The 26,912-nt window shown below is 66.0% G+C and carries 24 protein-coding genes and 1 pseudogene; 18 read left to right on the forward strand and 7 right to left on the reverse strand.

Annotation, left to right across the window (positions count from 1 at the left end; genetic code table 11):
• Positions 1-276: 276 nt before the first annotated feature.
• The 3 genes from ACODSK_RS18490 to ACODSK_RS18500 all read left to right on the forward strand — a co-directional run bounded on the left by ACODSK_RS18490 (position 277) and on the right by ACODSK_RS18500 (position 4,066).
• Entirely contained in the window at positions 277-1,602 is a 1,326-nt protein-coding gene (locus ACODSK_RS18490) for an MFS transporter (protein ID WP_489018066.1), read from the forward strand.
• 9 nt (positions 1,603-1,611) lie between these two features.
• Complete coding sequence (locus ACODSK_RS18495; protein ID WP_489018068.1) at positions 1,612-2,736, forward strand: class II histone deacetylase; 1,125 nt, start codon at positions 1,612-1,614, stop codon at positions 2,734-2,736.
• A gap of 106 nt (positions 2,737-2,842) precedes the next feature.
• Positions 2,843-4,066, forward strand: a complete 1,224-nt coding sequence (locus ACODSK_RS18500; RefSeq protein WP_489018069.1) for an OprD family porin — start codon at positions 2,843-2,845, stop codon at positions 4,064-4,066.
• Positions 4,067-4,171: 105 nt separating this feature from the next.
• On the opposite strand, the gene ACODSK_RS18505 is transcribed toward ACODSK_RS18500, so the two are convergent.
• From ACODSK_RS18505 to ACODSK_RS18520, 4 genes are all read right to left on the reverse strand, one after another.
• A complete protein-coding gene (locus ACODSK_RS18505; RefSeq protein WP_489018071.1) occupies positions 4,172-4,972 on the reverse strand; it encodes an IclR family transcriptional regulator in 801 nt (266 codons plus the stop codon).
• Positions 4,973-5,047: 75 nt separating this feature from the next.
• Entirely contained in the window at positions 5,048-6,388 is a 1,341-nt protein-coding gene (locus ACODSK_RS18510) for an MFS transporter (protein ID WP_489018072.1), read from the reverse strand.
• Between the two features lie 88 nt (positions 6,389-6,476).
• Positions 6,477-8,066, reverse strand: coding sequence for a GMC family oxidoreductase (locus ACODSK_RS18515; RefSeq protein ID WP_489018073.1), 1,590 nt, complete (start codon positions 8,064-8,066; stop codon positions 6,477-6,479).
• A gap of 136 nt (positions 8,067-8,202) precedes the next feature.
• Positions 8,203-9,633: an NAD-dependent succinate-semialdehyde dehydrogenase gene (locus ACODSK_RS18520; RefSeq protein ID WP_489018075.1), complete on the reverse strand. Its 1,431-nt coding sequence runs from the start codon at positions 9,631-9,633 to the stop codon at positions 8,203-8,205.
• Positions 9,634-9,819: 186 nt separating this feature from the next.
• Between ACODSK_RS18520 and ACODSK_RS18525 the strand changes: the two genes are divergently transcribed.
• The 4 genes from ACODSK_RS18525 to ACODSK_RS18540 are packed head-to-tail and all read left to right on the forward strand — an operon-like array spanning position 9,820 to position 13,009.
• Positions 9,820-10,212, forward strand: coding sequence for a cupin domain-containing protein (locus ACODSK_RS18525; RefSeq protein WP_489018077.1), 393 nt, complete (start codon positions 9,820-9,822; stop codon positions 10,210-10,212).
• Entirely contained in the window at positions 10,209-10,976 is a 768-nt protein-coding gene (locus ACODSK_RS18530; protein ID WP_489018079.1) for an HpcH/HpaI aldolase family protein, read from the forward strand. Before ACODSK_RS18525 ends, ACODSK_RS18530 begins: the two co-directional genes overlap by 4 nt.
• 30 nt (positions 10,977-11,006) lie before the next feature.
• Complete coding sequence (locus ACODSK_RS18535; RefSeq protein WP_489018080.1) at positions 11,007-11,939, forward strand: DUF6282 family protein; 933 nt, start codon at positions 11,007-11,009, stop codon at positions 11,937-11,939.
• A gap of 8 nt (positions 11,940-11,947) precedes the next feature.
• Positions 11,948-13,009 (forward strand): beta/alpha barrel domain-containing protein, encoded by a 1,062-nt coding sequence (locus tag ACODSK_RS18540; protein ID WP_489018082.1) that lies wholly within the window; start codon positions 11,948-11,950, stop codon positions 13,007-13,009.
• A gap of 175 nt (positions 13,010-13,184) precedes the next feature.
• On the opposite strand, the gene ACODSK_RS18545 is transcribed toward ACODSK_RS18540, so the two are convergent.
• Positions 13,185-14,096, reverse strand: coding sequence for a LysR substrate-binding domain-containing protein (locus ACODSK_RS18545; RefSeq protein WP_489018084.1), 912 nt, complete (start codon positions 14,094-14,096; stop codon positions 13,185-13,187).
• A gap of 181 nt (positions 14,097-14,277) precedes the next feature.
• Between ACODSK_RS18545 and ACODSK_RS18550 the strand changes: the two are divergent.
• Positions 14,278-15,555 (forward strand): annotated as a pseudogene (locus ACODSK_RS18550) (dicarboxylate/amino acid:cation symporter).
• Between the two features lie 10 nt (positions 15,556-15,565).
• Entirely contained in the window at positions 15,566-17,008 is a 1,443-nt protein-coding gene (cuyB, locus tag ACODSK_RS18555; RefSeq protein WP_489018086.1) for a cysteate racemase, read from the forward strand.
• 3 nt (positions 17,009-17,011) lie between these two features.
• Here cuyB and map read toward each other — a convergent pair whose 3' ends face one another.
• Positions 17,012-17,779 carry a type I methionyl aminopeptidase gene (gene map / locus ACODSK_RS18560; protein ID WP_489018087.1) on the reverse strand — a complete coding sequence of 256 codons (768 nt, stop codon included), beginning with the start codon at positions 17,777-17,779 and terminating at the stop codon, positions 17,012-17,014.
• A complete protein-coding gene (locus tag ACODSK_RS18565) occupies positions 17,776-18,030 on the reverse strand; it encodes a ParD-like family protein (RefSeq protein ID WP_489018089.1) in 255 nt (84 codons plus the stop codon). The genes map and ACODSK_RS18565 overlap by 4 nt, the downstream gene beginning before the upstream one ends.
• Before the next feature lie 162 nt (positions 18,031-18,192).
• Between ACODSK_RS18565 and ACODSK_RS18570 the strand changes: the two genes are divergently transcribed.
• The 9 genes from ACODSK_RS18570 to ACODSK_RS18610 all read left to right on the forward strand — a co-directional run bounded on the left by ACODSK_RS18570 (position 18,193) and on the right by ACODSK_RS18610 (position 26,888).
• Positions 18,193-18,795, forward strand: coding sequence for a CDP-alcohol phosphatidyltransferase family protein (locus ACODSK_RS18570; RefSeq protein WP_489018091.1), 603 nt, complete (start codon positions 18,193-18,195; stop codon positions 18,793-18,795).
• 27 nt (positions 18,796-18,822) lie between these two features.
• On the forward strand, positions 18,823-20,577 hold the full coding sequence (locus tag ACODSK_RS18575) for a bifunctional alpha/beta hydrolase/class I SAM-dependent methyltransferase (protein WP_489018093.1): 1,755 nt from the start codon (positions 18,823-18,825) through the stop codon (positions 20,575-20,577).
• Positions 20,577-21,896, forward strand: coding sequence for a phosphatase PAP2/dual specificity phosphatase family protein (locus tag ACODSK_RS18580; RefSeq protein ID WP_489018094.1), 1,320 nt, complete (start codon positions 20,577-20,579; stop codon positions 21,894-21,896). The genes ACODSK_RS18575 and ACODSK_RS18580 overlap by 1 nt, the downstream gene beginning before the upstream one ends.
• Entirely contained in the window at positions 21,893-22,348 is a 456-nt protein-coding gene (locus tag ACODSK_RS18585; RefSeq protein WP_489018095.1) for a hypothetical protein, read from the forward strand. The genes ACODSK_RS18580 and ACODSK_RS18585 overlap by 4 nt, the downstream gene beginning before the upstream one ends.
• Before the next feature lie 10 nt (positions 22,349-22,358).
• On the forward strand, positions 22,359-22,982 hold the full coding sequence (locus ACODSK_RS18590) for a lysophospholipid acyltransferase family protein (protein ID WP_489018096.1): 624 nt from the start codon (positions 22,359-22,361) through the stop codon (positions 22,980-22,982).
• Between the two features lie 2 nt (positions 22,983-22,984).
• Positions 22,985-23,917: a phosphatidate cytidylyltransferase gene (locus ACODSK_RS18595; protein WP_489018097.1), complete on the forward strand. Its 933-nt coding sequence runs from the start codon at positions 22,985-22,987 to the stop codon at positions 23,915-23,917.
• 224 nt (positions 23,918-24,141) lie between these two features.
• Entirely contained in the window at positions 24,142-25,062 is a 921-nt protein-coding gene (gene hpaD, locus ACODSK_RS18600) for a 3,4-dihydroxyphenylacetate 2,3-dioxygenase (protein ID WP_489018098.1), read from the forward strand.
• A gap of 518 nt (positions 25,063-25,580) precedes the next feature.
• On the forward strand, positions 25,581-26,180 hold the full coding sequence (locus ACODSK_RS18605; protein ID WP_489018099.1) for a DsbA family protein: 600 nt from the start codon (positions 25,581-25,583) through the stop codon (positions 26,178-26,180).
• 3 nt (positions 26,181-26,183) lie between these two features.
• Complete coding sequence (locus ACODSK_RS18610; RefSeq protein WP_489018100.1) at positions 26,184-26,888, forward strand: SDR family NAD(P)-dependent oxidoreductase; 705 nt, start codon at positions 26,184-26,186, stop codon at positions 26,886-26,888.
• Positions 26,889-26,912: the final 24 nt, after the last annotated feature.

Raw genomic sequence — 26,912 nt, forward strand, 5'->3', positions numbered from 1 at the left:
CTGTGGCTTTGTGGTTGATCTCAAGTTGTGTAGATACCCATGCAGCGATGAGGCCAGTCCTGACAACCTCTTTGTCAGTACCGGCCAAATCGCTGGCAAGCCAGCTCCCACAGGGTTCAGCCGTGCCTGGAAAAGCCTGCAGAAATACCCCTGAAAGTGCCTTGACAGCCCTCCCAACCACTCCATATTCTCACCAGCCAGAGAAACACTGTTTCTACAAAAAGAACAAAACACATTGCTCACTGCCGACAACAATTCCCATAACAGAGAGACGCAATGAACCTGATCTCCCGTCGCACCTTCGCCAGCGAACAGGACAGCCTCCTGTACAACCGCATCGCCTGGCGCATCCTCCCCTTCCTTTTCGTGCTCTACGTGGTGGCCTTCCTCGACCGGGTCAACGTCGGCTTCGCCAAGTTGCAGATGGCCGCCGATATCGGCCTCAGCGACATGGCCTTCGGCTTCGGCGCCGGGGTGTTCTTCCTCGGCTACTGCCTGTTCGAGATCCCCAGCAACATGATGCTGCAGAAGGTCGGCGCACGGCTGTGGATCACCCGCATCATGGTCGCCTGGGGCCTGATCTCGACCTCGATGATGTTCGTCTCCAGCCCGACCTCCTTCTACATCCTGCGCTTTCTGCTGGGGGTCGCCGAAGCCGGTTTCTACCCCGGCGTGGTGCTCTACCTGACCTACTGGCTGCCGGCCTACGCCCAGTCCCAGGGCCTGGCCTGCCTGAGCCTCGGCGTGGGCATCGCCGGGGTGATCGGCGGGCCACTGTCGGGCTGGATCATGCAGACCTTCGCCGGCATGCACGGCCTGGCCGGCTGGCAGTGGCTGTTCCTGCTCGAAGGCCTGCCGGCGGTGATCCTCGGTATCGTGGTGTTCTTCTATCTCGACGACCGTCCGGGCAAGGTGCGCTGGCTGAGCAAGGAGCAGAACGCCAGGGTGGTGGCCGATCTCGACCGTCAACGCCAGGGCTTCGAGCAGGCCGGCGCCACCCACACCTTCGCCAGCGCTTTCCGCCATCGAGGCCTGTGGTGCCTGGTGTTCGTCAACTTCGCCCTGCTCTGCGGCACCTACGGCGTGTCGTTCTGGTTGCCGCAGATCATCCGCAGCCTCGGCGAGCAGTCGCTCTTGCAGACCGGGCTGATCTCGGCCATTCCCTTCGCCGTGGCCTCGGTGTGCATGCTGATCGTCGGCAAGCACTCCGACCGCACCCGCGAGCGGCGCTGGCACGCGTCGCTGTCGATACTCGCCGCCTGCATTGGCCTGATTCTCAGCGCCGCGCTGCATGCCCAGCCGTTCCTTTGCCTGTTCAGCCTGTGCATCGCCATGGCCGGCTGCCTGTCGGCGTTCAACGTGCTCTGGGCGATCCCCGGCACCCTGCTGACCGGCAGCGCCACCGCCGCCGGCATCGCCCTGATGACCACCGTGGGCAACCTCGGCGGCTATGCCAGCCCGTTCATGATGGGCTGGGTCAAGTCGGCCAGCGGCCATCTGGAGTACGGCCTGTACATCCTCGCCGCCCTGACCTTCGCCGCGGCCCTGGTGATGGCGCGTCTGCGCCCGCAAGCCCAGCCCGCCTTCGCCGCCTCGCACTAAGGAGCCGCCATGAGCGCTACCGGTTTTTTCCATGACGAACACTGTTTCTGGCACAGCGGCGGCATGTTCGCCCTGACCCTGCCGGTCGGCGGCTGGGTCGAACCGCCCTCGGGCTCGGCCCATGCCGAATCGCCGGAGTCCAAACGGCGCCTGAAGAACCTGGTGGAGGTCTCCGGACTCGGTCGCCAGCTGCGCCAGCATGGCGGCGAGCCGGTGTCGATGACGCAGATGCTGCGGGTACATACACCCGGCTATCTGGAGCGTTTCCGCCAACTGTGCGAGCGCGGCGGCGGTCTGCTCGACCCCGGCGCCCCGGTCGGACCGGATACCTGGCAGGTCGCGCGGGTCTCCGCCGGGCTGGTGTGCAACGCGGTGCGCCAGGTGCTGCACGGCGAATGCCGCAACGCCTATGTGCTGAGCCGGCCGCCGGGACACCACTGCCTGGCCGACCAGGCCATGGGCTTCTGCTACCTGAACAATATCGCCATCGCCATCGAGGAGGCCCGTGAGCAATTCGGCACGCTGCGGGTCGCCGTGCTCGACTGGGACGTGCACCACGGCAACGGCACCCAGTCGATCTACTACCAGCGCGACGATGTGCTGACCCTGTCGATCCACCAGCAGCGCGCCTACCCACGCGGCTATACCGGCGAAGACGATATCGGCAGCGGCGCCGGACACGGCTGCAACCTGAATATCGCCCTGCCCCCGGGCAGCGGTCACGACGCCTACCTGCATGCGATGCACAGCCTGGTAGTGCCGGCCCTGGAAGCCTTCGAGCCGCAACTGATCATCGTTGCCTGTGGTTATGACGCCAACGGCGTCGACCCGCTGGGACGCATGCTGCTGCACAGCGACAGCTTCCGCGTGCTGACCCGCATCACCCGGGAAGTGGCCGAACGCCTGTGCCAGGGCAAGCTGGTGCTGGTTCACGAAGGTGGCTACGCCGAAGCCTACGTGCCGTTCTGCGGCCTGGCGGCGATCGAGGAACTGGCCGGCGTGCGTACCGCGGTGGCCGACCCGATGCTCGACATGCTGGTTGCCCAGCAGCCGGATGCCGATTGCGTTGCCTTCCAGCGCGACGTCATCGACCGTGGCGCGCGGCGCTGGCGCCAGCGGGTCGAGGGTTCCTGAGCCCCGCCGCCCTACTCCTTTTCGCTTCACCACCCCTGCGGTCCACGCCCTGTTCCGATCCCGGAGCAGGCCGCGTGCCCGCGCACCTGCCTGGAAACCTAAAACAATGAACGGCAAAACCCTTCTCGCCCTGGCGATCCCCTGCGTCCTTCCCTTCAACGCCCTGGCCGAGGGCGGTGGCTTCGTCGAGGACGCGCACTTCTCGATCAAGGCCCGCAACTTCTATATGAACCGCAACTTCCTCGACGACCGCACCGCGCAGAACTACTCGGAGGAATGGGCCCAGGGCTTTATCGGCGTATTCGAATCCGGCTTCACCCAGGGCACGGTCGGCCTTGGCGTCGATGCCATCGGCCTGCTCGGCATCAAGCTCGACACCGGCAATGGCCGCAAGGGCGGCGGCACCCTGTTGCTGGAAGAGGACAGCGACGGCGCCAAGGACAGCTACGGCTATGGCGGCGCAGCGATCAAGGCGAGGATTTCCAATACCGTGCTCAAGTACGGCGATCAGTTGATGAACCTGCCGGTCCTCGCTACCAGCGACAACCGCCTGCTCCCGGAAACCACCCAGGGCTGGCTGCTGACCAGCAAGGAAATCGAAGGACTGACCCTGCATGCCGGCCACTTCACCGCCCTGCGTAGCCGCGATCAGAGCGAGCACGACAGCGGCGGCATGACCAGCCTCGACCTGGTCGGCGGCAACTACCAGTTCAACCGCGACCTCAGTGCCCGCCTGTACCACTCGGATGTCGACGACTACTGGCGCAAGACCTATGCCGGCGCCACCGCGCAATGGCAACTGGCGCCCAGCTGGTTGGCCAAGTTCGACTTCAACGGCTACGACACCCGCAGCCAGGGTCGGGCGCTGGGCGGCAAGCTGGACAACCGTATCTGGAGCCTCTCGGCAACACTGAACTACGGGCCGCACAGCGTGATGATCGCCCACCAGCGGGTCAGCGGCGACGGCAACTACAGCTATGGCGTGGACGGCAACAGCACGGTGTTCCTGGCCAACTCGGTACAGTACTCGGACTTCAACTACGAGAACGAGCGCTCGTGGCAGGCGCGCTATGACTTCGACTTCGCCGCGCTGGGCGTGCCGGGGCTGACCTTCATGACCCGCTACCTGCGCGGCACCGATTTCCACACCGCGCAGACCGACAATGGCCGCGCCTGGGAGCGGGATATCGACGTCAAGTACGTGGTGCAATCGGGCAGTGCCAAGGACCTGTCCTTCCGCGTGCGCCAGGCCAGCTTCCGCAGTCCGGACCGGGGGTTGAACTTCAATGAGGTGCGGCTGATTACCGAGTATCCACTCAACATCTTCTGAGGATTCAAGGGACTCATCGCTGGCAAGCCAGCTCCCACAGTGACCGCGTACACCGCTGGACCTGTGGGAGCTGGCTTGCCAGCGATTGCGGTAGTGAATCACTCACTACAGTCGCTGATACGTCCCCGCATGCAGCCGCTCGCTGATCTCCGCCGCAGCCGATTGCAACTCCCGCAACATCGCCGCCGGCGGCGGTGACGGGATCGCCGCACTCGGTCCGACAATGCCGATAGTCCCGACGATCTGGTCGTTCTCCCTGAACAGCGGGCAGCACAAGGCATTGATCCCCAAAGTCACCTCCCCGTCCGCATCGTCGTAAAGCCGCTGGCGAATCAGCTCCAGACGCGCCGCCAGCGCCTCCGGCTCGTGCAGGGTGCGCTCGGTCAGTTGCGGCATCTTGCGCCGCATCACCCGCTGCTGGCTGGCGGCATCGGCGAAGGCCAGCACCGTGCGGCCCTGGGCCGAGCAGTACGGCAGCACGCGGTTGCCCGGCTTGACCGAGATGCACACGTTGGCCTTGGATTCGACGCAGGACACCACCAGCGCGGTGTCATGAGTGGCCACGGCGAGCAAGGCGGTCTGCCCGGTGGCGTCGCGGATGCGGGTGAGATAGGGGTCGGCGATGGCACGCAGGTCGAACTGCTCGCCAGCCGCCTCGCCATAGGCCACCAGGCGCGCGCCGAGCATGTACTTCTCGCTGGCCGGGTCCTGTTCGAGGATGCCCAGCTGGCGCATCGAGGCGAGGTGACGGTAGGTACGCGGCTTGGCGGTCTGCAGCAGTTGCGCCAGTTCGGTCACGCCCAGGGGACGGCGGGCGGCGGTGAGTTCGTCGAGCAGGCGGAAGACCATTTCCACCGACTCCAGCAGCGCGGGACCGCTGCTGGGCTTCTCTTCATTCTGGTCCAATCGATCACCTCGTAACAGCTACGGGAAAGTGATCGATTGTATCGCTCGGCGAAACGCTTGTGTTGCTGCGTAATACTAAATTGCCGAAGGTTGGCCGATTCGCTGGGCCTGGCCGCTGCCCGGAGTCTTCACCGAGAACATTGCCAGGGCGCCAAGCACGGTCATCGCCGCCAGCACGTACAGGCCGTATTCCAGGTGCCCGCTGCTCTGCTTGACCCAACCCATCATGAACGGGCTGGCATAGCCACCGAGGTTGCCGATGGTGGCGATCAGGGCGATGCCCGCCGCCGCCGCAGTGCCGGTCAACAGCACCCCGGGCAAGGCCCAGAGCACACAGAACCCGGCCAGGCCGCCGGACATCGCCAGACTCAGACCGGCCAGGGACAGCACCGGCTGGTCATGGAACAGCGCCGCCATCGCCAGCCCCGCTGCCGACGCCAGGTTGCACAGGGTGCCATGCCAGCGCCGCTCGCGGGTGCGGTCGGAATGACGACTGACCAGGATCATCACCACCGAGGCCACGGCAAACGGCACGGCGGCGATCAGCCCGGTGCGGGTCAGGCTCTCGATGCCCAGATTGCGCACGATCTGCGGCAGCCAGAACGATACCCCGTAGGTGCCGCAGAGCAAGGCGAAGTTCACATAGATCAGCCGCCACAGGTCCTTGTTGACGAAGGCTGCACGGAAGTTGTGCCCGGCCCCGGCCTGCTCCTGCTGGCGGCGCTGCTCGGCCAGCTGGCTGACCACCCGCGCGTTCTGCTCGGCCGTCAGCCAGTGCACCTGGCCGGGACGGTCATCGAGGTAGAAGAACACCACGATGCCAAGGATCACCGCCGGCATCCCTTCGAGCAGGAACAGCCACTGCCAGCCGGCAAGCCCATGCACTCCGGCGAAGGTCTGCATGATCCAGCCGGACAGCGGGCTGCCGATCACCCCGGCCATGGCGATGCCGAGGTTGAACCAGGCCATGCCCTGGGAGCGGGCGTGGGACGGGAACCAGTAGGTCATGTACAGCACCACCCCGGGATAGAAACCGGCCTCGGCCATGCCCAGGAGAAAACGCAGGACGTAGAACTGGTTCGGCGTGCTGACAAACATCATCGACACCGACAGCAGCCCCCACATCACCATGATCCGGGTGATCCAGAAACGCGCGCCGACCCGCTGCAGCATCATGTTGCTGGGGATCTCGCACAGGCAGTAGCCGATGAAGAACACCCCGGCGCCAAAGCCGAAGGCCAGGTCGCTGAGGCCGATGTCGGCGGCCATCTGCAGCTTGGCGAAACCGACGTTGACCCGGTCGAGGAAGGCAATGATGTAGAGCACGAAAAGAAACGGCAGCAGGCGCCAGGCGATGCGGTTGTACAGGCGGCTGTCCTGCTCGTTGTCGAAGGTATTGCGGGCTATGAGGTTCATCGCGGCACTCTTGTAATTGTTGTCTCGGCGAAGTGATGTAGACGCATCCCTGCGAGACCGGCGCTGGCGCCGGCCTGGAAACCTCCGGTCAGGCCTGGGCGGCCAGAATGAAATCGGCGCAGCGCTCGCCGATCATGATGCTCGGCGCATTGGTATTGCCACTGACAATCGTCGGCATGATCGAAGCATCGGCCACGCGCAGGCCCTTGACCCCGTGCACACGCAGGTCCGGCGCCACCACCGCGTCGCGATCCTGGCCCATGCGGCAGGTGCCGGCGGGGTGGAACACGGTCTTGGCGACCTTGCGCACGTAGTCCTCGAAGACTTCGTCGGGAACGTCGTCCTCTTCCGGCAGCAACAGCATGCTTTCCACCACTGCGGCCAGGGCCGGGGCACGCAGGATACGCCGGGCCAGCTTCACGCCGGCGACCATGGTACGCATGTCTTCCGGATCGCTGAGGTAGTTGGCATTCAGCGCCACTTCATCCTGAGGGTCGGCGCTTTTCAGGCGCAGGCGGCCACGGGAACGGGGACGCAGGGCGCAGGGGTTGACCGAGATGCCATGGCCCTCCGGCGGCAGGCGGTCGATATCGCCGACCAGCGCCGGCACCACATGGAACTGCACGTCCGGGCGGCCGCAGCCGGTGGCATCGACAAAGGCACCACTCTCCACCACGTTGGAACTGAGCAGGCCGCTGCGCGAGGCCAGGTATTTGAGGCCGTGGCCGAGGGCACGCAGGCCGCGGTCATGGCCGAGCAGACTGTCCGGCTTGCGGGTGCGAGCGTAGACCGAGGCGCTGAGGTGGTCCTGGAAGTTCTCGCCGACGCCGGGCAGGTCGATGCGCAGCGGGATGCCCATATCTTCCAGGTGGGCCCGTGGACCGATGCCCGAAAGCATCAGCAGCTTGGGCGAGGCGATGGCCCCGGCGCTGACGATCACCTCGGCGCTGGCACGGAAGCTCACCGTGGCGCCATGGCTGTCCACGGCCTCGACGCCCACCACCCGCTCGCCTTCGAACAGCAGCCGGGTAGCCAGGGTTTCGGTCAGCACGGTCAGGCGCGGATCGCCACGCAGGGGCTTGAGATAGGACACCGCCGAACTGGCGCGACGTCCCTGGCTGGTGGTGGTCTGGTAGAAGCCGGCACCCTCCTGGCGGGCACCATTGAAGTCGTCGTTGGCGGGAACACCGGCCTGCACCGCTGCACTGACAAACGCTTCGCTCAGCGGATGGCGGTGACGCGGGTCGCTGACCTTGAGCGGCCCGGCCTGGCCGTGCAGTTGCCCGCCGAGGCGCGCGTTGGCCTCGCAGCGGCGGAACACCGGCAGCACGTCGTCCCAGCCCCAGCCGGGGCAGCCGCTGGCTTTCCACTCTTCATAGTCCTCGGCCTGGCCGCGGATATAGATCATCGCGTTGACCGCGCTGCCGCCGCCCAGGGTGCGGCCCTGGGGAATGAACACCTGGCGCTGGTTGACAAAGGGTTCCGGCTCGGTGCGGTACATCCAGGTGCGGCGGGTGCCGTGGACGCGGATGAAGGTGCCGGGGATGTGGATATAGGGATGGTTGTCGGCGGGGCCAGCCTCCAGCAGCAGGACCTGCTTGCCGGCAGATGCCAGGCGTGCGCCAAGGGCGCAACCGGCGGAGCCGGCGCCGATGACGATGTAGTCGAAGGTTTGCATTGTTGTTGTTCTCTGGTGTGGCGCGGTCCTTGTGGGAGCTGGCTTGCCAGCGATAGCAGCAGTGAATTCCCTACCGTCATCGCTGGCAAGCCAGCTCCCACAGGTTCTCTGTTCGCTCAGTGAGCTCTGTGTCGAATCAGCCCACCTGGCTGACGAACTTGGTGGTGAAGTAGGCGTCCAGCCCTTCACTGCCGCCTTCGCTGCCGTAGCCACTGTCCTTCACCCCGCCGAACGGCGTCTCCGGGGCGGCCAGGCCGAAGTGATTGATCGACACCATGCCCGACTCCAGCTCGTCGGCGAGCAAGGTGGCGCGCTGGATCGAGCGGGTGAAGGCGAATGCCGCCAGGCCGAACGGCAGGGAGTTGGCCTTGTCGATCACCTCTTCCAGGGTGGAGAACCGCACGATCGAGGCGATCGGGCCGAAGGGTTCTTCGCTCATCACCCGGGCGTTGTCCGGGACGTCGGTGAGCACCGTGGCCGGGTAGAAGAAGCCCTCGCCCTCCCCGCGCTGGCCGCCCAGGGCCAGTTGCGCACCCACTGCCAGGGCGTCGTCGACATAGTCCTGGATCGCCGCCACCCGCCGCGGGTTGGCCAGCGGGCCGAGCTGGCTGGACGGGTCCTGGCCGTCACCCATCTTCAATGCCGCGCCGGCGCGGCAGAAGGCGGCGACGAACTGCTCGTAGACCCCGTCCTGCACATAGAAGCGGGTCGGCGAGGCGCAGATCTGCCCGCCATTGCGGAACTTCAGGCCGGCGCCAAGTGCTGCCACCGCCTCCACGTCAACGTCATCGCAGACGATGAACGGCGCATGTCCGCCCAGCTCCAGGGTGCAGCGCTTGAGGTATTGCCCGGCCAGGGCGCCGAGGGCACGACCGACCGGGACCGAGCCGGTGAACGACACCTTGCGGATCACCTCGGAGCGGATCAGGTAGTCGGACACCTCGGCCGGCACGCCGAACACCAGGTTGAGCACGCCCGGCGGCACCCCGGCGTCCTGGAAGGCGCGGCACAGCTCGATGCACGAGGACGGTGTCTCTTCCGGCCCCTTGGCGATGATCGAGCAACCTGCGGCCAGGGCCCCGGCGATCTTGCGCACCAGTTGGCTGACCGGGAAGTTCCACGGGCTGAACGCCGCCACCGGGCCGATCGGCTCGCGCAGCACGGTCTGCCGCACACCGCGGGCACGCGGCGGAATCACTCGACCATAGGCACGGCGGCCTTCCTCGGCGTACCAGTCGATATGGTCGCCGGCGCCAAAGGCTTCCAGCTTGGCCTCGGCCAGCGGCTTGCCCTGCTCCAGGGTGATCAGCGCGGCGATCTCGTCGGAACGCTGGCGCACCAGGTCGGCGGCACGGCGCAGCACCTTGGAACGCTCGTAGGCGGACACCTTGCGCCAGGTCTGGAAACCACGCTGCGCAGCCGCCAGCGCACGATCCAGATCGGCGGTCGAGGCCAGCCCTAGGTGGGCGATCAGCTCGCCGGTGGCCGGGTTGAACACCTCGGCCTGGCGCTCATGGCCACCCGCCGACCATTGACCGTCGATAAGAAGAGACTCGATAACGCGCATGGACCACTCCTTCAAGGCTTGTATTTCTTGCAGAGAAATTTTGTTCTGATGTGCGACACATCCTATGAGGCGAAATCGGCGCCTGTCAAGGCGTGAAAAGGCACTTGACCGACGCCATGAGCGAGGATTAGCTTTATCTCACAACGAAACAACATTCTTACAAAAGAAACAAAAGGAGTGATACCGATGAGCCTCGCCCAAGCCCTGCTGCATAACTGGAACGATCTGCCCCGCGAAGTGGTGCGCAAGGGCGTGGAGCGCGTCGCCTTTCGCGGCGACGACACCCTGTGCGTGATGAACTGGCTGAGCCCGGGCATGGATGTGTTCCCCCACAGCCACACCTTCGAGCAACTGGTGATCATCGTGCAGGGCCGGGTGCGCTTTCACCTGGACGACGAGGTGGTCGAGGGCGGTCCCGGCAGCATGATCCGCATCCCGCCGCATGTAGTGCATTACGCCGAGCCGCTGGGCGACGAGGTGGTGATGAACCTCGATGTGTTCTCGCCGATCCGTGACGACTACCGCCACCTGATCGAATACCAGGCCGCCGAGTTCGCCGACGTGGAAACCACGGCATGAGCGCGTCGACCTTTGCCCAACGGCTGCGCGCCGGAGACAGCCTGCTGACCAGCTTCATCAAGACCCCGGCCCACGCCGTGGTGGAGATCGCCGGGGATGCCGGGCTCGATGCGGTGGTGCTGGATGCCGAGCACGCGCCGTTCGACGCCGGCAGCCTGGACAGCGCCCTGCTAGCCTGCCGCGCGGCGGCCGTGGGCGGCCTGGTGCGGGTGGCCGACGCCCGTGCGGCCACCTTGCAGCAGGCCCTCGACCTCGGCGCCGACGGCCTGGTGCTGCCGCATATCGTTGGCGCCGCCCAGGCCCGGCAGATTCTCGCGGCGACCCGCTACCGCGACGGCTGCCGCGGTTTCTCCAACTCGCCCCGGGCTGGCGGCTATGGCCGCGCCAACCTGGCCGAACACCTGACCGCGGAAGACGGTCGCCACGCCATCGTTGCCCAGATCGAAGACCGCGAAGCCCTCGACCACCTGGCCGAAATCGCCGCCGTCAGCGAGATCGACTGCCTGCTGGTGGGTCGCGCCGACCTGGCGGTGTCCCTCGGCGCCAGCAGCCTGGACGACCCGCGCGTGGAAGACGCCACCCTGCGCGCCATCGATGCCGCGCGCAGCGCCGGCAAGGCCGCCGGCATCTTCGTCGCCAGCCTCGACGACCTCGACCGTTTCGCCGAACGCGGCGTGACCCTGTTCATTCTCGGTTCCGACCAGGCGCTGCTGCGCGCCGGCTGGAGCCATCAGGTCAAGCACCTGCGCAACCGCGCCCGCTGACCCCACCCGACAATAAAAGAGGCCACAACTATGAACGCCATCCTCACCCCTGCCGCCAACGACGAACGCCAGGCGCGCATCAACGACCTGCTGGTCGGCGCCATCGACCTGCACTGCCACAGCGGCCCATCGGTGATGCCGCGCTACTGCGACCATATCGAAGCCATGCGCGAAGCCTCCGAGGCCGGGCTCAAGGCCGTGCTGCTCAAGGACCACTACTACAGCTGCACGCCGGTCACCGAACTGCTCAACAAGCACTTCAGCGAACTCAACGTGCACATGCTCTCCGGCGTGCCGCTGAACAACTCGGTAGGCGGGCTCAACGTGCATGCGGTGGAACACGGACTCAACCTCGGCGCCAAGCTGGTGTGGATGCCGACCTTCTCCTCGGCCAACCACATCGCCCACCACCACCAGGACGTCAAGTTCGTCGACAAATTCCCGCAGACCACCCAGCGCATGTTGCAGCCGATCCCGCTGACCGTGCTCGACGACGACGGCAAGCTCAAGGAAGAGGTCAAGGCCATCCTCGACCTGATCGCCGCCCAGGACGTGGTGCTCTCCGCCGGCCACCTGAACATCCGCGAGATCTGGCCACTGTTCGAGGAAGCGCGCAAGCGCGGGGTCAAGCGCCTGCTGGTCAACCACCCGACCTACGTGGTCGACGCCAGCCTCGACGACATGCGCCAACTGGCCAGCGAAGGCGTGTTCATGGAGCACTCGATGTGCATGTGGGTACCGGGTTCGAAGTTCAAGTTCTATGACGACACCTTCCTGCGCCAGGTGATCGAGGCCGGCACCATCGACCTGACCATCCTCGGTTCCGACCTTGGCCAGCAGGGCAACCCGAGCATCGCCGACGGTTTCCGCAACGTCATCGGCCAGTTGCTCGACCTGGAATACAGCGATGCCGACATCCGCAAGATGATCTCCGGCAACGCTGCCCGGCTGATGAACCTGTGAGCGCCGCCATGACCCGACTCACTACCCGTATCGGCTCGCTTACGCTGAAGAACCCGGTGATCTGCGGTGCCGGCGAGCAGACCATGACCGCTGAAGCGATCCGCGCCGCCCTGCACAGCGGCGCCGGGGCGGTGGTGGCCAAGTCCACCAACGAATCCCTGGCCGCCAAGCAGCAACTGGACAAGACCGACTACGTCCTGCTGGACAGCCAGTGGCGGCGCCTGCCGTGGAACTTCGCGCCACCGGCCGATGCCCATCTGTTCGGCCGCTCCGGGCTGGTGCAGCGGGAGTTCGATGAATGGCTGGAAGAGCTGGCCGTTCTCGACCGCGAGGCGCGGCTGCTGGACAGCTATGTGGTGCCGAGCCTGATCCTCAGCGACCTGGAGCAATGCGCGGCGTTCGCCCAGCGTATCGAACAGGCCGGCCTGCGCGTGCTGGAGCTGAATATCGGCGCGCCCCATGGCGAGGAAGCGGCCAAGGGTGCGATCGTGCTGGAGCGCGGTGCAGCGCGGATCGAGAGCATCGTCCGCCGTCTGCGCGAAGCGACCACGCTGCCGCTGTGGATCAAGCTCACCGGGCAGAGCGAGGACGTGGTCGGCCTGGCCCAGGCAGCACGCCGTGGGGGTGCCGACAGCGTGGTGATGATGGGCCGTTTCATGGGCTTTTTGCCCGACCTCGACACGGGTTTGCCAATGCTCGGCACCAGCGCCGCGATCGGTGGCGCCTGGGCCCTGCCGCTGACCGCGCGCTGGCTGATGCTGACGCGCCGGGCCATGGGCGACGACTACCCGCTGATCGCCACCAACGGCGCCCGCAACGGCCTGGACGTGGCGCGCTTCCTGCTCGCCGGAGCCTGTGCCACGGAGATGACCTCGGCGGTGTTTACCGGGGGTTACGAGGTGTTGAGTCGGGCCATTGAAGAGCTTGACGGGTATGTTGCGAGTCGCAACAGCAGTGTCGAGCAGTTGCTCGGCAGTGCGGCGGACCGGGTCGAGACCTACCAGCAACAAGCCGATCGCCCCGGCTGGTGGCAGGGCTTCGCCCCAAAGCCGACGGGGTCTCCCGAGTGAAGCGGCTGTGTCGGGAGATCACAGAGAGTTGGCGGATGCTGGCGCCTTGAGGAGAACATCGCATCAAGGCGGCCAGGCGCCTGTCTTGGGCTTTGCAGCGCCCTTGAGATCGAGCGCCGTGTGGACGGCGCTCGATCTTGAGAACGCCAGAGAAACACCGGCATGCGCTTTCACCTCACCGCTCCCTCGCCCCTTCCTCCAAGGTCTTCCACAACCGCCGCATGGTCGGATTCTGGTTGGCATGGGCGCAGTACGAACGGATTTCCAGCCGGGTGCTCCAGTCCTCGCCCCCCGCCCGCACCAGCCTGCCACGCTCCAGCTCCTCGGCCACCGCACTCTGTGGCAGCCAGGCAACACCATGGCCATCCACCGCCATGCGCATCAGCAACATGGCCATGTCGGCCTCGTAGCAACGCTCCAGCACGCAGGCAGTCGGGCCGTTCTTGATGACGATATCGGCCACCCGACCCAGAAAGGTGGTGGCGGTGTAGGCCAGGTGCGGCACCGGTCGCGCCGAGCTGCCCGGCAGGCGGAAGCGTGGCTTGCCGGCGGCATCCGGCGCGCACAGCGGCAGGAAAACGTCGTGGCCGAGAGTCAGGCTGCCAAAGCGCGCCGTGTCCATCAGGATCGGCGCCAGCGGGTGGTGATAGACGATCATCAGGTCGCAACTGCCCTCCTCCAGGGCGATCACCGCGTCATGGATATTGGCCGCCACCACCCGCGCGCTGAACTGGCCATTGCGCGCCTGGAACTGACCGAGCCATTGCGGCAGGAAGGTCATCGACAGGCTGTGCCCGGCAGTCACCTGGATCGAACGCCCGGGCATGCGCTCCACCTCGCGCAGTGCCGCGCGCAGCTTGAGCAGGCCGTCCAGGGCCTGGCGGCCTTCGTCGCAGAAGATGCGCCCGGCGGCGGTCAGTTGCACCGGGTAGGTGCCGCGGTCCACCAACTCGACCCCGACCCATTCCTCCAGTGAACGAATGCGCCGCGACAGCGCCGACTGGGTGATGCAGCGCACCTCGGCGGCGCGGGAAAAGTTCTTCCACTCGGCAATCGCCAGCAGATCGTCCAGCCATTTGATTTGCATACCGCCACCTCGCTGCGTGGCCGCAGTGTACTGCGCGCCGGCCCCGGATCCGCAGCCTTTTCCACGAACTATTCCAAAAGCGCATGGGGCCATCGGGATTACTCATCAAGCCGCCGCAAGCGCGTCCCTAGAATCCGGTCAATCCCGCTTCAACCCCGCACAACAACAAGAGGATCGCTCCGTGAAGAACAACCGACTTCCCCGTCGCATCGCCTATGGCATCGCCCTCGGCGTGCTCACCGGCTGGGCTTGCCATCATTTCGCAGGGAGCGAACAGCAGGCCAAGGACATCGCCGCCTACTTCTCGATGATCACTGACATCTTCCTGCGCCTGATCAAGATGATCATTGCGCCGCTGGTGTTCGCCACCCTGGTCGGCGGCATCGCCAGCCTCGGCAATTCGCGCTCGGTGGGGCGCATCGGCCTGCGCGCCATGGCCTGGTTCGTCACGGCGTCGGTGGTGTCGTTGAGCATCGGCATGGGCCTGGTCAATCTGTTCCAGCCCGGCGCCGGGCTGAACATGGACATCAGCCAGCACGCCGCCGTGCCGCTGGCGGTCAATACCGGTGATTTCAGCCTCAAGGTATTCATCAGCCATGTGTTCCCGCGCAGCTTCGCCGAGGCCATGGCCAACAACGAGATCCTGCAGATCGTGGTCTTCTCGCTGTTCTTCGGCTTCGCCCTGGCGGCGGTGAAACGCGCCGGCTACAGCGGTATCAGCCAAGCCGTGGATGAACTGGCCAAGGTCATGTTCCGCATCACCGACTACGTCATGGCCCTGGCCCCGGTCGGCGTATTCGCCGCCATCGCCTCGGCCATCACCGTGTAGGGCCTGTCCCTGCTGCTGGATTTCGGCAAGCTGATCGCCCAGTTCTACCTCGGCATAGGCCTGCTCTGGCTGGTGCTGTTCGGCGCCGGTTACCTGTTCCTCGGGCGCAGCGTGCTGACCCTCGGCAAGCTGATCCGCGAACCTGTGCTACTGGCCTTCTCCACCGCCAGCAGCGAATCGGCCTACCCCAAGACCATGGAAGCCCTGGAGAAATTCGGCGCGCCGAAACGGGTGTCGAGCTTCGTCCTGCCACTGGGCTATTCGTTCAACCTCGACGGCTCGATGATGTACCAGGCCTTCGCCATCCTGTTCATCGCCCAGGCCTACAACATCGACCTGAGCTTCACCCAGCAGGTGCTGATCCTGCTGACCCTGATGATCACCAGCAAGGGCATGGCCGGCGTCGCCCGGGCCTCGGTGGTGGTGGTCGCCGCGACCCTGCCGATGTTCAACCTGCCGGAAGCCGGATTGCTGCTGATCCTCGGCATCGACCAGTTCCTCGATATGGCCCGTACCGCCACCAATGTGGTGGGCAACAGCATCGCCACCGCCGTGGTCGCCAAGGCCGAAGCCGGGCAGCCCGAAGCCGAGGACGAGCCTGTCCGCCAAGCCGCGCCATCGATTGCCTGAGGAACCGACCATGACTTCCACTCCACGCAAACTCGGTATCGTCGGCGGGCTCGGTTCGCTGGCTGGCGGCGATCTGTTCTACAAGCTGGTGCGCTCCCGTGCCGTGCTGGAAGCCCAGGACCACTATCACTTCCTCTTCGAGCAGCACCCGTTCCGCGACCTGCGGCTGCCACTGGATCGCCAGGCGAACATGACCGCGCGCAAGTTCTATGTGTTCCAGGTCTGCCGCTCGTTCGAGGCCAGCGGGGTCGATGCGGTGCTGCTGCCGTGCTTCGCCAGCCATACCTTCCGCGACGAGGTCCAGGCCGAGCTGGGCATCCCGGTGCTGGACATGCTCGATGCGCTGGCCCAGCACCTGCACCACAGCGTCGAGCCGGGCACGCCGCTGGGGGTGATCGCGTCGGACTTCGTGCGTCATTCCGGCCTGCTGCAACGCTACCTGGGCGAACGCTTCCCCCTGCTCTATCCCGACGCAGCCGAACAGCAGGCGCTGATGCAGGCCATGTACGACGCCGGCGGAATCAAGGACGGCCATCTCCAGGGCATGCCGCTGGAGACGTTGTCCCAGGTCTGCCTGTCGCTCCAGGCCAAGGGAGCGCAATGGATAGTGCCGGGCCTGACCGAGCTGTCGCTGATCTGCGCCGATCTGCAACATCGCGGCATCGCCGTGCTGGATATCAACGATATCTACGCCACCTTCGCCACCCGCAGGGCGGGCCAGGCGCAGCGGCCGCCATTCAAGCTGGGCATCGTCGGCGGCGTCGGGCCGGCGGCGACCGTGGACTTCATGGGCAAGGTGGTGGCCTGCACCCCGGCGGGCAAGGACCAGGAACATCTGAAGATGGTGGTGGAGCAGAACCCGCAGATTCCCGACCGCACCGCCAACCTGCTGCACGCCGAAACAGATCCGACCCTGGCCCTGTACGCCACCTGCAAACGCCTGGAAAGTGCCGGAGCGCAGGCGATCGCCATTCCCTGCAACACCGCCCACGCCTTCGTCGAGCGGATCCAGGGGCATCTGCGAGTGCCCATCGTCAACATGCTGCAGCAGACGCTGGCGTACATCCGCGAGCGCTACGGCACGGACCGCCCGGTCGGGCTGCTGGCCACCTCGGGCACCCTGCAAAGCCAGGTCTACCACCAGGCCGCCGGGCAACTGGGCCTGCAACTGATCACCCCCGGCCATGACTACCAGGCCATGGTCATGCAGGCGATCTACGGCGAACGGGGGATCAAGGCCGGCTTTACCGAAGGCATCTGCCGCGAGCAGTTGCTGGTGGCCGCCGAGCATCTCTGCGACCTCGGCGCCGGGGTGCTGGTGCTGGGCTGCACCGAGCTGCCGCTGGTGCTCGGCCATTGCGAGGCCTTCCCCCTCAATGGCTACCAGGTACCGCTGGTGGACCCGACCACCGTGCTCGCCCGCAGTTGCGTGGCGCTGGCGCTCGAGTCCTGAACCTCAGCGCAGCTCCGGCCAGGTGGTCAGCACCTCGAAGCCATCCGCGGTGACCGCCACCATGTGCTCCCACTGCGCCGACAGCGAGTTGTCGCGGGTGACCACGGTCCACTGGTCGGCCAGGGTCTGGGTCTGGCGCTTGCCGTAGTTGAGCATCGGCTCGATGGTGAAGATCATCCCTTCCTTCAGGCGCATGCCGTAGCCGCGCTGGCCGAAATGGAGGATCTGCGGCTCGCCATGGTAGATCCGGCCGATGCCGTGGCCGCAGTACTCGCGGACCACGCTGAAGCCGGCGCCCTCGCCCACCGACTGGATGGCATGGCCGATATCGCCGAGGGTCGCCCCCGGGCGCACGACACGGATACCCGCCCACATGGCATCGAAGGTCACGTCCACCAGGCGCTGCGCCTCGGCGCTGACCTGGCCGACGCAATACATGCGGCTGGTATCGCCGTACCAGCCATCCTTGATCACTGCGGTGTCGATATTGACGATATCGCCGTCCTGCAGCACCCGCGCCGAAGGAATGCCGTGGCACACCACCTCGTTGACCGAAATGCAGATCGTCTTGGGAAAGCCGTGGTAACCGACGTTGGCCGGAATGGCCTGCTGCACGTTGACGATGTAGTCGTTGCAGATGCGGTCCAGCTCATCGGTGCTGACCCCGGGCTGGACATGGGGGGTGATCATCGCCAGCACGTCGGCGGCCAGTTCGGCAGCGATGCGCGCCTGGGCGATCTGTTCGGGGGAATGCAGGGTGATGTTTCTCAATGCTGGGCCTCCATGGCACGGTTCACCGCTACGCCGTCGAGGGCGCAGACGCGCTGCAGGTCCAGGCCGCCCTGTTGTTCGGCCTGGATCAGCAGGCGGCAGATTTCATTGTGGTTCAGGTCGGGGTGCAGCTCGGCGAGCATGCCGATGCGCATCCAGTGTTCGGCCTGGGCATTGATGGAGCGGCTGAGGGCATTGCTGGCGACGCGAAGACTCTCATGCATGTTTTCCGAGATCTTTACGATACCCATGGAAAATTCCTATACGAAACGCAGACGATTCGTATATTAACCGAAAATTTGCATTGGGTAACATTTCCCGCTTGAACCGCTGTACGACGCTTCGCTGGAAAAGCACAGTTTCAGGCTTACGCTCTATCGGTAACCTGCAACGACAGACCAAGGAAGTCCCCGGTGCCCTCGATCTACCAACTCAAGCCCCGTTTCCAGGCGCTGCTGCGCCCTGGTGTCACCCGTCTTCATCAACGCGGCGTCACCGCCAACCAGGTGACCCTGGCCGCCGCCATCGTTTCCATCCTGCTCGGCCTGCTGCTGGCCTGGGGCGCAACGCATGCCTGGCTGTTCGCCCTGCTGCCGCTGTGGATGCTGCTGCGCATGGCGCTGAATGCCGTGGACGGCATGCTGGCCAGGGAGTTCGGTCAGCAATCGCGCCTCGGCGCCTACCTCAACGAACTCTGCGACGTGATCGCCGACACCGCGCTGTACCTGCCCTTCGCCCTGCTGCCGGGGGTATCGCCGCTGCTGGTGGTGCTGGTGGCTGTGGCCGCGCTGGTCAGCGAGTACGCCGGGGTCATGGGCCCGCTGGCCGGTGCCTCGCGTCGTTACGACGGCCCGATGGGCAAGAGCGACCGGGCCTTCGTTTTCGGCGCCCTGGGCCTGGGGGTGGCCTTCGCCCTGCCCGCCACCTGGATCAACGGCGTGCTGCTGGTGGTCCTGCTGCTGTGCTTCTACACCCTCTGCAACCGGGTACGCCGCGGTCTCGCCGAAGCCCGCTGAAGATCCCGACGAATAAGGAACCGCCCCATGCGCCAGGCGCACTCATCGCACTTCACCACCCACGACGGCGTCGAGCTGTTCTACCGGCACTGGCCGGCACAACGCGAGCCCGGCCAGGCGAAACGCGCCGTGGTCATGTTCCACCGCGGCCACGAGCACGGCGGGCGCATGGCCCACCTGGTGGATGAACTGGACCTGCCCGACCACGACTTCTTCGCCTGGGACGCCCGTGGCCATGGCCAGTCGCCCGGCACCCGCGGCGACAGCCCGGGCTTCGCCCACAGCGTGCGCGACGTGCAGACCTTCATCGACCACATCGGCCAGCAGCACGACATCCCCGAGCCGGACATCGCCGTGCTGGCGCAGAGCGTTGGCGCCGTGCTGGTGGCGACCTGGGCTCATGACTATGCGCCCAAGGTGCGCTGCCTGGTGCTCGCCTCGCCGGCCTTCGACATCAAGCTCTACGTGCCCTTCGCCCGCCCCGGCCTCAAGGCCCTGCGCGCCTGGCGCGGCAACTTCTTCGTCAACAGCTACGTCAAGCCGCAACTGCTCACCCATGACCCCGAGCGGGTCATGAGCTACCGCAGCGACCCGCTGATCACCCGGCCGATCTCGGTGAACATGCTGCTCGGCCTGTACGACGCCGCCGACCGCGTGGTGGCCGATGCCCAGGCCATCCAGATTCCCACCCAGTTGCTGATTTCCGGGGCCGACGTGGTGGTCCGACGCAAGCCGCAGGAAGACTTCTTCGACCGTCTCGGCACGCTGCACAAGGAAAAGCACATTCTCCCCGGTTTCTTCCACGACACCCTCGGCGAACGCGATCGTGGCCACGCCCTGGCGCGGATCCGGCGCTTCGTCCTGCACGGCTTCGAGCAACCCGCGACCCGCCCCGGCCTGCTCGACGCCGACCGGCAAGGCGCCAGTTGCGCCGAAGCCGAAAGCCTGGCCGCGCCCTTGCCGAAGTACTCGCCGCGCAACCTCTACTGGCAGGTCACCCGCGCCTCTCTGCGCCTGGGCAAGGGCCTGTCCGACGGGATCCGCCTGGGCTTCGACACCGGCTTCGATTCCGGCAGCACCCTCGACTACGTCTACCGCAACCAGCCCACCGGCAAGGGCAACTTCGGCCAGTTGGTGGATCGCAATTACCTCGATGCCATCGGCTGGCGCGGCATCCGCCAGCGCAAGCTGCACGCCGAAGAACTGCTGCGCCTGGCCATCGCCCTCCTGCGCGAGCAGGGCCTGCCGGTGCATATCGTCGATATCGCCGCCGGCCACGGCCGCTACATCCTCGAAGCCCTCGAAGGCCTGGAGCAGCGCCCCGACTCGATCCTGCTGCGCGACTACAGCGAACTGAACGTCAGCCAGGGCAGCGCCCTGATCGAGGAAAAAGGCCTGGGGGACATCGCCCGCTTCGTCCGTGGCGACGCCTTCGACCGCGCTTCCCTCGCCGCCCTCGATCCACGCCCGAGCCTGGCGGTGGTTTCCGGCTTGTACGAGCTGTTCCCGAGCAACGAGCTGGTGCGCGCATCCCTCGCCGGCCTGGCCGATGCCGTCGAGGACGGCGGCTACCTGGTCTACACCGGCCAGCCCTGGCACCCGCAACTGGAGATGATCGCCCGCGCCCTGACCAGCCACCGCGACGGCCAGGCCTGGGTCATGCGCCGCCGCAGCCAGGCGGAAATGGACCAGTTGGTCGAGGCCGCCGGCTTCCGCAAGCTGGAGCAGCGCATCGACGAATGGGGCATTTTCAGCGTCAGCCTGGCCCGGCGGGTGCGCTGATGCCGGTTCCGCGCGAAGAGGGACTGATCAAGCGCGGCGTGCTCTGGCTGTTGCTGCTCGGGCCGCTGTTCTTCCTCAGCTACGGCCTGAGCAACAGCTTCACCGCCAACCGCGACGATGTCGGCAGCCTGGTGTTCGACTGGGAGCGCGGCATTCCGCTGTGGGCCTGGACCATCGTCCCCTACTGGTCCATCGACCTGCTCTATGGCCTGTCCTTCCTGCTACCGCGCAGCCGTCGGGAAATGGACCTGCACGCCCTGCGCCTGCTCAGCGCCCAGCTGATCTGCGTGGCCTGCTTCCTGCTCTGGCCGCTGCGCTTCACCTTCGAGCGCCCGGCGCTGGACGGTGTGTTCGGCTGGCTGTTCGACGTGCTGATGGGTTTCGACAAGCCCTACAACCAGGCGCCGTCGCTGCACATCACCCTGCTGGTGATCATCTGGGCCATGTTCGCCCGGCATGTCCAGGGCCGCTGGCTGCGCGGCCTGATGCATGGCTGGATGGCCCTGATCGGGCTGTCGGTACTGACCACCTGGCAGCACCACTTCATCGACCTGCCCACCGGCGCGCTGGCCGGCTTCCTGTGCCTGTGGCTCTGGCCGCGGGAAGGTACCTTGCCATTGCGCCTGATGCGCCAGCCACCCTCGGCGCGCCGCCTGGGCCTGGCGGTGCGCTACGGGCTTGGCGCAGGGTTGCTGGCTGCGGTCGCCTTCACCCTGCACGGGGCCTGGCTATGGCTCCTGTGGCCCGGCATGGCGTTGTTGATGGTGGCGCTGAACTACGCGCTGTTCGGTGCCGAGGGCTTCCAGAAGCGCGCCGACGGCAGCCAGTCCTGTGCGGTGCGCTGGCTGCTGGCGCCCTATCTGGCGGCGGCATGGATCAACTCGCGACTGTGGACCCGTCGCCATCCCCAGGCCGACGAGGTCTGCGACGGTGTCTATCTCGGCCGCCTGCCGGGCCAGGGCGAGGCCACGGCATTCGCCGCTGTCGTCGACCTGTGCGCAGAACTGCCCATCACGCCCGCCCCCGGCCAGCACTATCGCAGCCTGCCCAGCCTGGACCTGGTGGTCCCCCAGACCGAGCTGTGCGCCGAGGCGGCGGCGACCATCGAGAACCTGCGCAACCACGGCCCGGTACTGGTCTGCTGCGCCCTGGGTTATTCCCGCAGCGCCTGTGCGGTAGCCGCCTGGCTGGTACAGAGCGGGCGCTGCAAGGACATCGATGCCGCCGAGGCGCTGATCCGCCACGCCCGTCCCGGCGTGGTGCTGTACCCGGCCCATCGGCGCATGCTGGAACAATTGCCCCACGGAGCCTGTCCATGAGCGAAGAACCGCAACTGGCCCTGACCGCACGCCTGCTGGAGCGCGGTCGGCAGATCGAACGGCTGTCCGATGGCATCAGCCTGCTGGCCCTGGCCTTCGGCCTGGCACCACTACTGGTGGCGGCCCGGCATCCCGGCCTGGCCAGCGCGCTCTGCGCCGGGCTGGTGATCCTCGGCCTGGCGCAGAAATACCACGCCCTGCGGGTCGCGCTGGATGCCGAGCTGATCGCCGCCCTGGCCAGCGATGCCGGACGCCTGAGCAGCCGCACCCGCGCCCTCGACCAGGCGTTGTACGAACTGGGCCTGAAGCGCAGCAGCCAGGAGCGCGACTGGCTCGCCCGCTGTCGCGGTGCCTTGCGCCTGCTGCGCTGGCAGGGTATCTGTTTCGGCCTGCAGGTTTCAGTGGCGCTGTCGGGGCTGCTGATCCTGCCCTGGCTTCCATCGGTTGCATAAGGACGCATCCATGCTCGCTGCCTTCACCGCCTTTCTCATCACCTCCTTCGCCCGCCTGGTCACCGGTGCCCGCGCCCTGTGGCTGGGCTGCAGCCCGCTGCCCATCCAGCGCCTGTACTTCGCCAACCACAGCAGCCACGGCGACTTCGTGCTGATCTGGGCCTCGCTGCCCGAAACGCTGCGCCGCCGTACCCGCCCGGTGGCGGGTGCCGATTACTGGCTCAAACCGGGTGTGCGCAGTTTTCTGATCCAGAAGGTGTTCAACGGCGTGCTGCTCGACCGCCAGCGCAGCGAACCGCACGCCGACCCGCTGCAACCGGTGAAGGAGGCCCTGGCCCAGGGCGATTCGCTGATCTTCTTCCCCGAAGGCACGCGCAATCTCGGCGACGAGGCGCTGCTGCCGTTCAAGAGCGGCCTGTTCCACCTGGCGACGGCGCAACCTGGCATCGAGGTGGTGCCGGTGTGGATCGCCAACCTCAACCGGGTCATGCCCAAGGGCCGCACCCTGCCCCTGCCGCTGCTGTGCACCCTGAGCTTCGGCGAACCGCTGCTGCTCGGTGCCGACGAGAGCAAGCAGGCCTTCCTTGACCGCGCCAGCCAGGCCCTGCTGGCCCTGGCCCCGAAGGAGGTCTGATCATGGAACACAACACCTGGCCACTGTTCGCCGGCATCGGCGCCCTGTTGTTGCTCGCCAGCCTGATCGGCCGCGCCCTGAAATGGCGGGCCGGCCCGGCCCCCCATGCGGTGATCGACAACCTCAACGCACGCATCGACGCCTGGTGGGTGATGGTCCTGGTCATCGGCCTGGCCTTCACCTTCGGCAAGACCGGGGTGATCGTGCTGTTCTACCTGGTGTCCTTCTACGCCCTGCGCGAATTCATCACCCTGACCCCGACCCGTCGCGGCGACTACCCGGCCCTGGTCCTGGCCTTCTACGTGGCCCTGCCGGTGCAGTACCTGCTGATCGGCTTCGACTGGTACGGACTGTTCAGCATCTTCATCCCGGTCTACCTGTTCCTCCTGCTGCCGATCCTGGCCAGCTTCGGCGGCGACACCACGCGCTTCCTCGAACGGGCGTCGAAGGTGCAGTGGGGATTGATGATCGCGGTGTACTGCCTGTCCTCGGTACCGGCGCTGATGACCCTGGACATTCCCGGCTTCGAGGGGCGCAACCTGCTGCTGATCGCCTGGCTGATCCTCGTGGTGCAGATCAGCGACGTGCTGCAGTACGTCTGCGGCAAGCTGTTCGGCAAGCGCAAGGTGGCGCCGACCCTGTCACCTTCGAAAACCCTCGAAGGCCTGGTCGGCGGCGTGGCCCTGGCCACCCTGGTCGGCGCCGCGCTGTACTGGATCACTCCGTTTGCCCCCTGGCAGGCGGCCTTGATGGCGCTGGTGGTGAACGTGATGGGCTTCTTCGGCGGGCTGGTGATGTCGGCGATCAAGCGCGATCGCGGGGTCAAGGACTGGGGGCACATGATCGAGGGCCACGGGGGCATGCTCGATCGCATGGATTCGGTGTGCTTCGCTGCGCCGATCTTCTTCCATTTCGTCCGGTATTGGTGGGCGTAAGTCGGGCGCCACTGGTGGCCCGTGGCAACCCGTGGCAAGCTCGATCAAGTGTCTGGCAGAGGAAGGCAAGCGGCAGCCTTGCCATCCGTGTCCAATGGGCAGCCCGCATTCCCAACGCCGGGATGGGCCACAAGAGCCAGCCACTGGCCGGTATCGCCTGCGTGCCAACATCCCGATAATCGCCGCGCCCCGCCAAGAGGGCGTCCGCCACCAGGAGTACCGTCATGGGCAAACTTGCTCTGGCTGCCAAGATCACCCACGTTCCGTCCATGTACCTGTCCGAACTGCCCGGCCCGCGCCAGGGCTATCGCCAGGCCGCGATCGACGGCCACAAGGAAATTTCCCGACGCTGCCGCGAGCTGGGGGTCGACACCCTGGTGGTGTTCGACACCCACTGGCTGGTCAACGCCAACTACCACATCAACTGCAACCCGCACTTCAAGGGCACCTACACCAGCAACGAGCTGCCGCACTTCATCGCCAACATGGACTACGAAGTGCCGGGCAACGCCGAGCTGGGCCGCTTGATGGCCGAAGAAGCCAACCGCTACGGGGTCGAGACCATGGCCCACGACGCCACCAGCCTCGGCCCGGAATACGGCACCCTGGTGCCCATGCGCTACATGAACGAAGACCAGCACTTCAAGGTGGTTTCGGTTTCCGCACTGTGCACCTCCCACTACCTCAACGACAGCGCACGCCTGGGCTGGGCCCTGCGCAAGGCGGTGGAAGAGCACTACGACGGCACCGTGGCGTTCCTCGCCAGCGGCTCGCTGTCGCACCGCTTCGCCCAGAACGGCCAGGCGCCGGAATTCGCCGACAAGGTCTGGAGCCCGTTCCTGGAAACCCTCGACCACCGCGTCGTGCAGATGTGGGAAAACGCCGAGTGGGATGACTTCTGCACCATGCTTCCGGAGTACGCGGTCAAGGGCCATGGCGAAGGCTTCATGCACGACACCGCCATGCTCCTGGGCGCACTGGGCTGGTCGAAGTACGACGGCAAGGTCGAGGTGGTCACGCCTTACTTCGGCTCCTCCGCCACCGGGCAGATCAACGCGATCTTCCCGGTGACCCCGCAGGACGGCTCGGCGATTCCGCCGGCACAGGCGTCGGCGGGGCAACTGGCGGTTGCAGGACGCCTGTAGGCAGCCTTCGGGCCTCATCGCTGCGGTTCGGCGCCCCGACAAGCCAGCTCCACAAGTTCACCACTGCTCTCACGAGCGGCGTAGTACCTGTGGGAGCTGGCTTGCCAGCGATAAGCATAGGTATCTACACATCTCAATCAGGCACAACACGACCCCCTGTGGGAGCGGCTGTTAGCCGGGACGCCGGACCGCGCGATCGGCGGCGAAGCCGTCGTAAAACCTGAATCCTAGGTTTTCCTGACACACCGACGGCACAGGTTTTATGGCCGCTTCGCGCCCAATCGCGGCTAACAGCCGCTCCCACAGGTACGCGGCGGCGCATCATTTGTGGTGATCTGAAGTTGTGTAGATACCCATGCAGCGATAAGGCCATCCACCACACCACCAATACCCCTTTCTGAAAAAACACCCTTCGCGAAACCTCTCGCCCATGAGGATGTCAATTGACATCCAGCATGGATGATGAATAACATCCACCCACGCAACACCCCTCCCACCTCCGACACAGGAAGAGATCCATGAATCTCCAGTCTGTCTTCGATTACCGCAGCCCCTACGCCTACCTCGCCAACACCCGCCTGCCCGGTCTGGATCACCCGGTCGAGTACCTGCCCATCGACGTCATCGCGGTGATGAAGCAGGTGAATAACCAGCCGTCCCCCGCCTGCCCGCCCAAGGCCCGCTATTCCGGCCTTGACGCCGCGCGCTGGGCGGCGCTGTACCAGGTGCCGTTCGCGGTCAACAGCGGTTTGTTCCAGGCCATGCGCGGTGGCCAGTTCGACGGCGCGCTGCTGATGCGCGCTGCGGTGGCGGCCCAACAGGCCGGGGTGTTCGAGACCGTCCATCCAGCATTATTCGCCGCGGTCTGGGCCGGTAATACCGAACTGTGGAGCAAGCAAGGCCGCGAGCACTTCCTGCGTGATCTGAAACTGGACGTCGACCTCTGGCAGCTCGCCGACAGCCCGCAAGCCCGTGAGCAACTGGCCGCCAACGACGCACTGGCCATCCAGCGCGGCGTATTCGGCGTCCCCACCTTCTTCTGCGACGACGAAATGTACTTCGGCAACGACCGTCTCGATTTCGTCCGCGCCGCCCTTCAACACGCCAAGGAAGCTTGAACCATGACCACGAAAAAACTCGCCATCGTCACCGGCGTCGGCCCGGGCACCGGAGCCTCCATCGTTCGCCGTCTGGTAGCCGATGGCTATAGGGTGGCAATGCTCGCGCGCAATGCCGAACGCCTCGCCGAACTGCAGGGCGAACTGGCGGATACCCATGCCTTCGCCGTAGACGTCAGCGATAGCGCGCAACTGGAACGCACCCTTGACCTGATCCAGACGCAGCTGGGCAACGCCGATGTGCTGGTGCACAACGCCGTCGGCGCCACCTTCGGCACCTTCCTCGAGATCGACCCAGCCGCCCTGGAAGCCAACTTCCAGACCAACGTCATGGCCCTGCTCCAGCTCGCCCGCAAGCTGTCTCCGGCCATGGTCGAGAAAGGCCAGGGCGCAATCATCGTCACCGGCAATACCTCGGCCCTGCGCGGCAAGGGATATTTCGCCGGGTTCGCCCCGACCAAGGCGGCGCAGCGCATTCTCAGCGAGTCGATCGCCCGCGAACTGGGGCCGAAGGGCGTGCATGTGGCCTATCTGGTCATCGATGCAGTGATCGACGTGGAATGGACGCGCAAGATGCACCCGAGCAAGCCGGACGAATTCTTCATCCAGCCAGCGGACATCGCCGCCGAGGTCAGCCATCTGATCCAGCAACCGCGCAGCGCCTGGAGCTTCCTCAGCGAAGTGCGCCCCTACGGCGAGACCTGGTAAGCCACGCCACGTCCGGGGACGGGT

This window comes from Pseudomonas sp. FG98 (assembly GCF_057808595.1).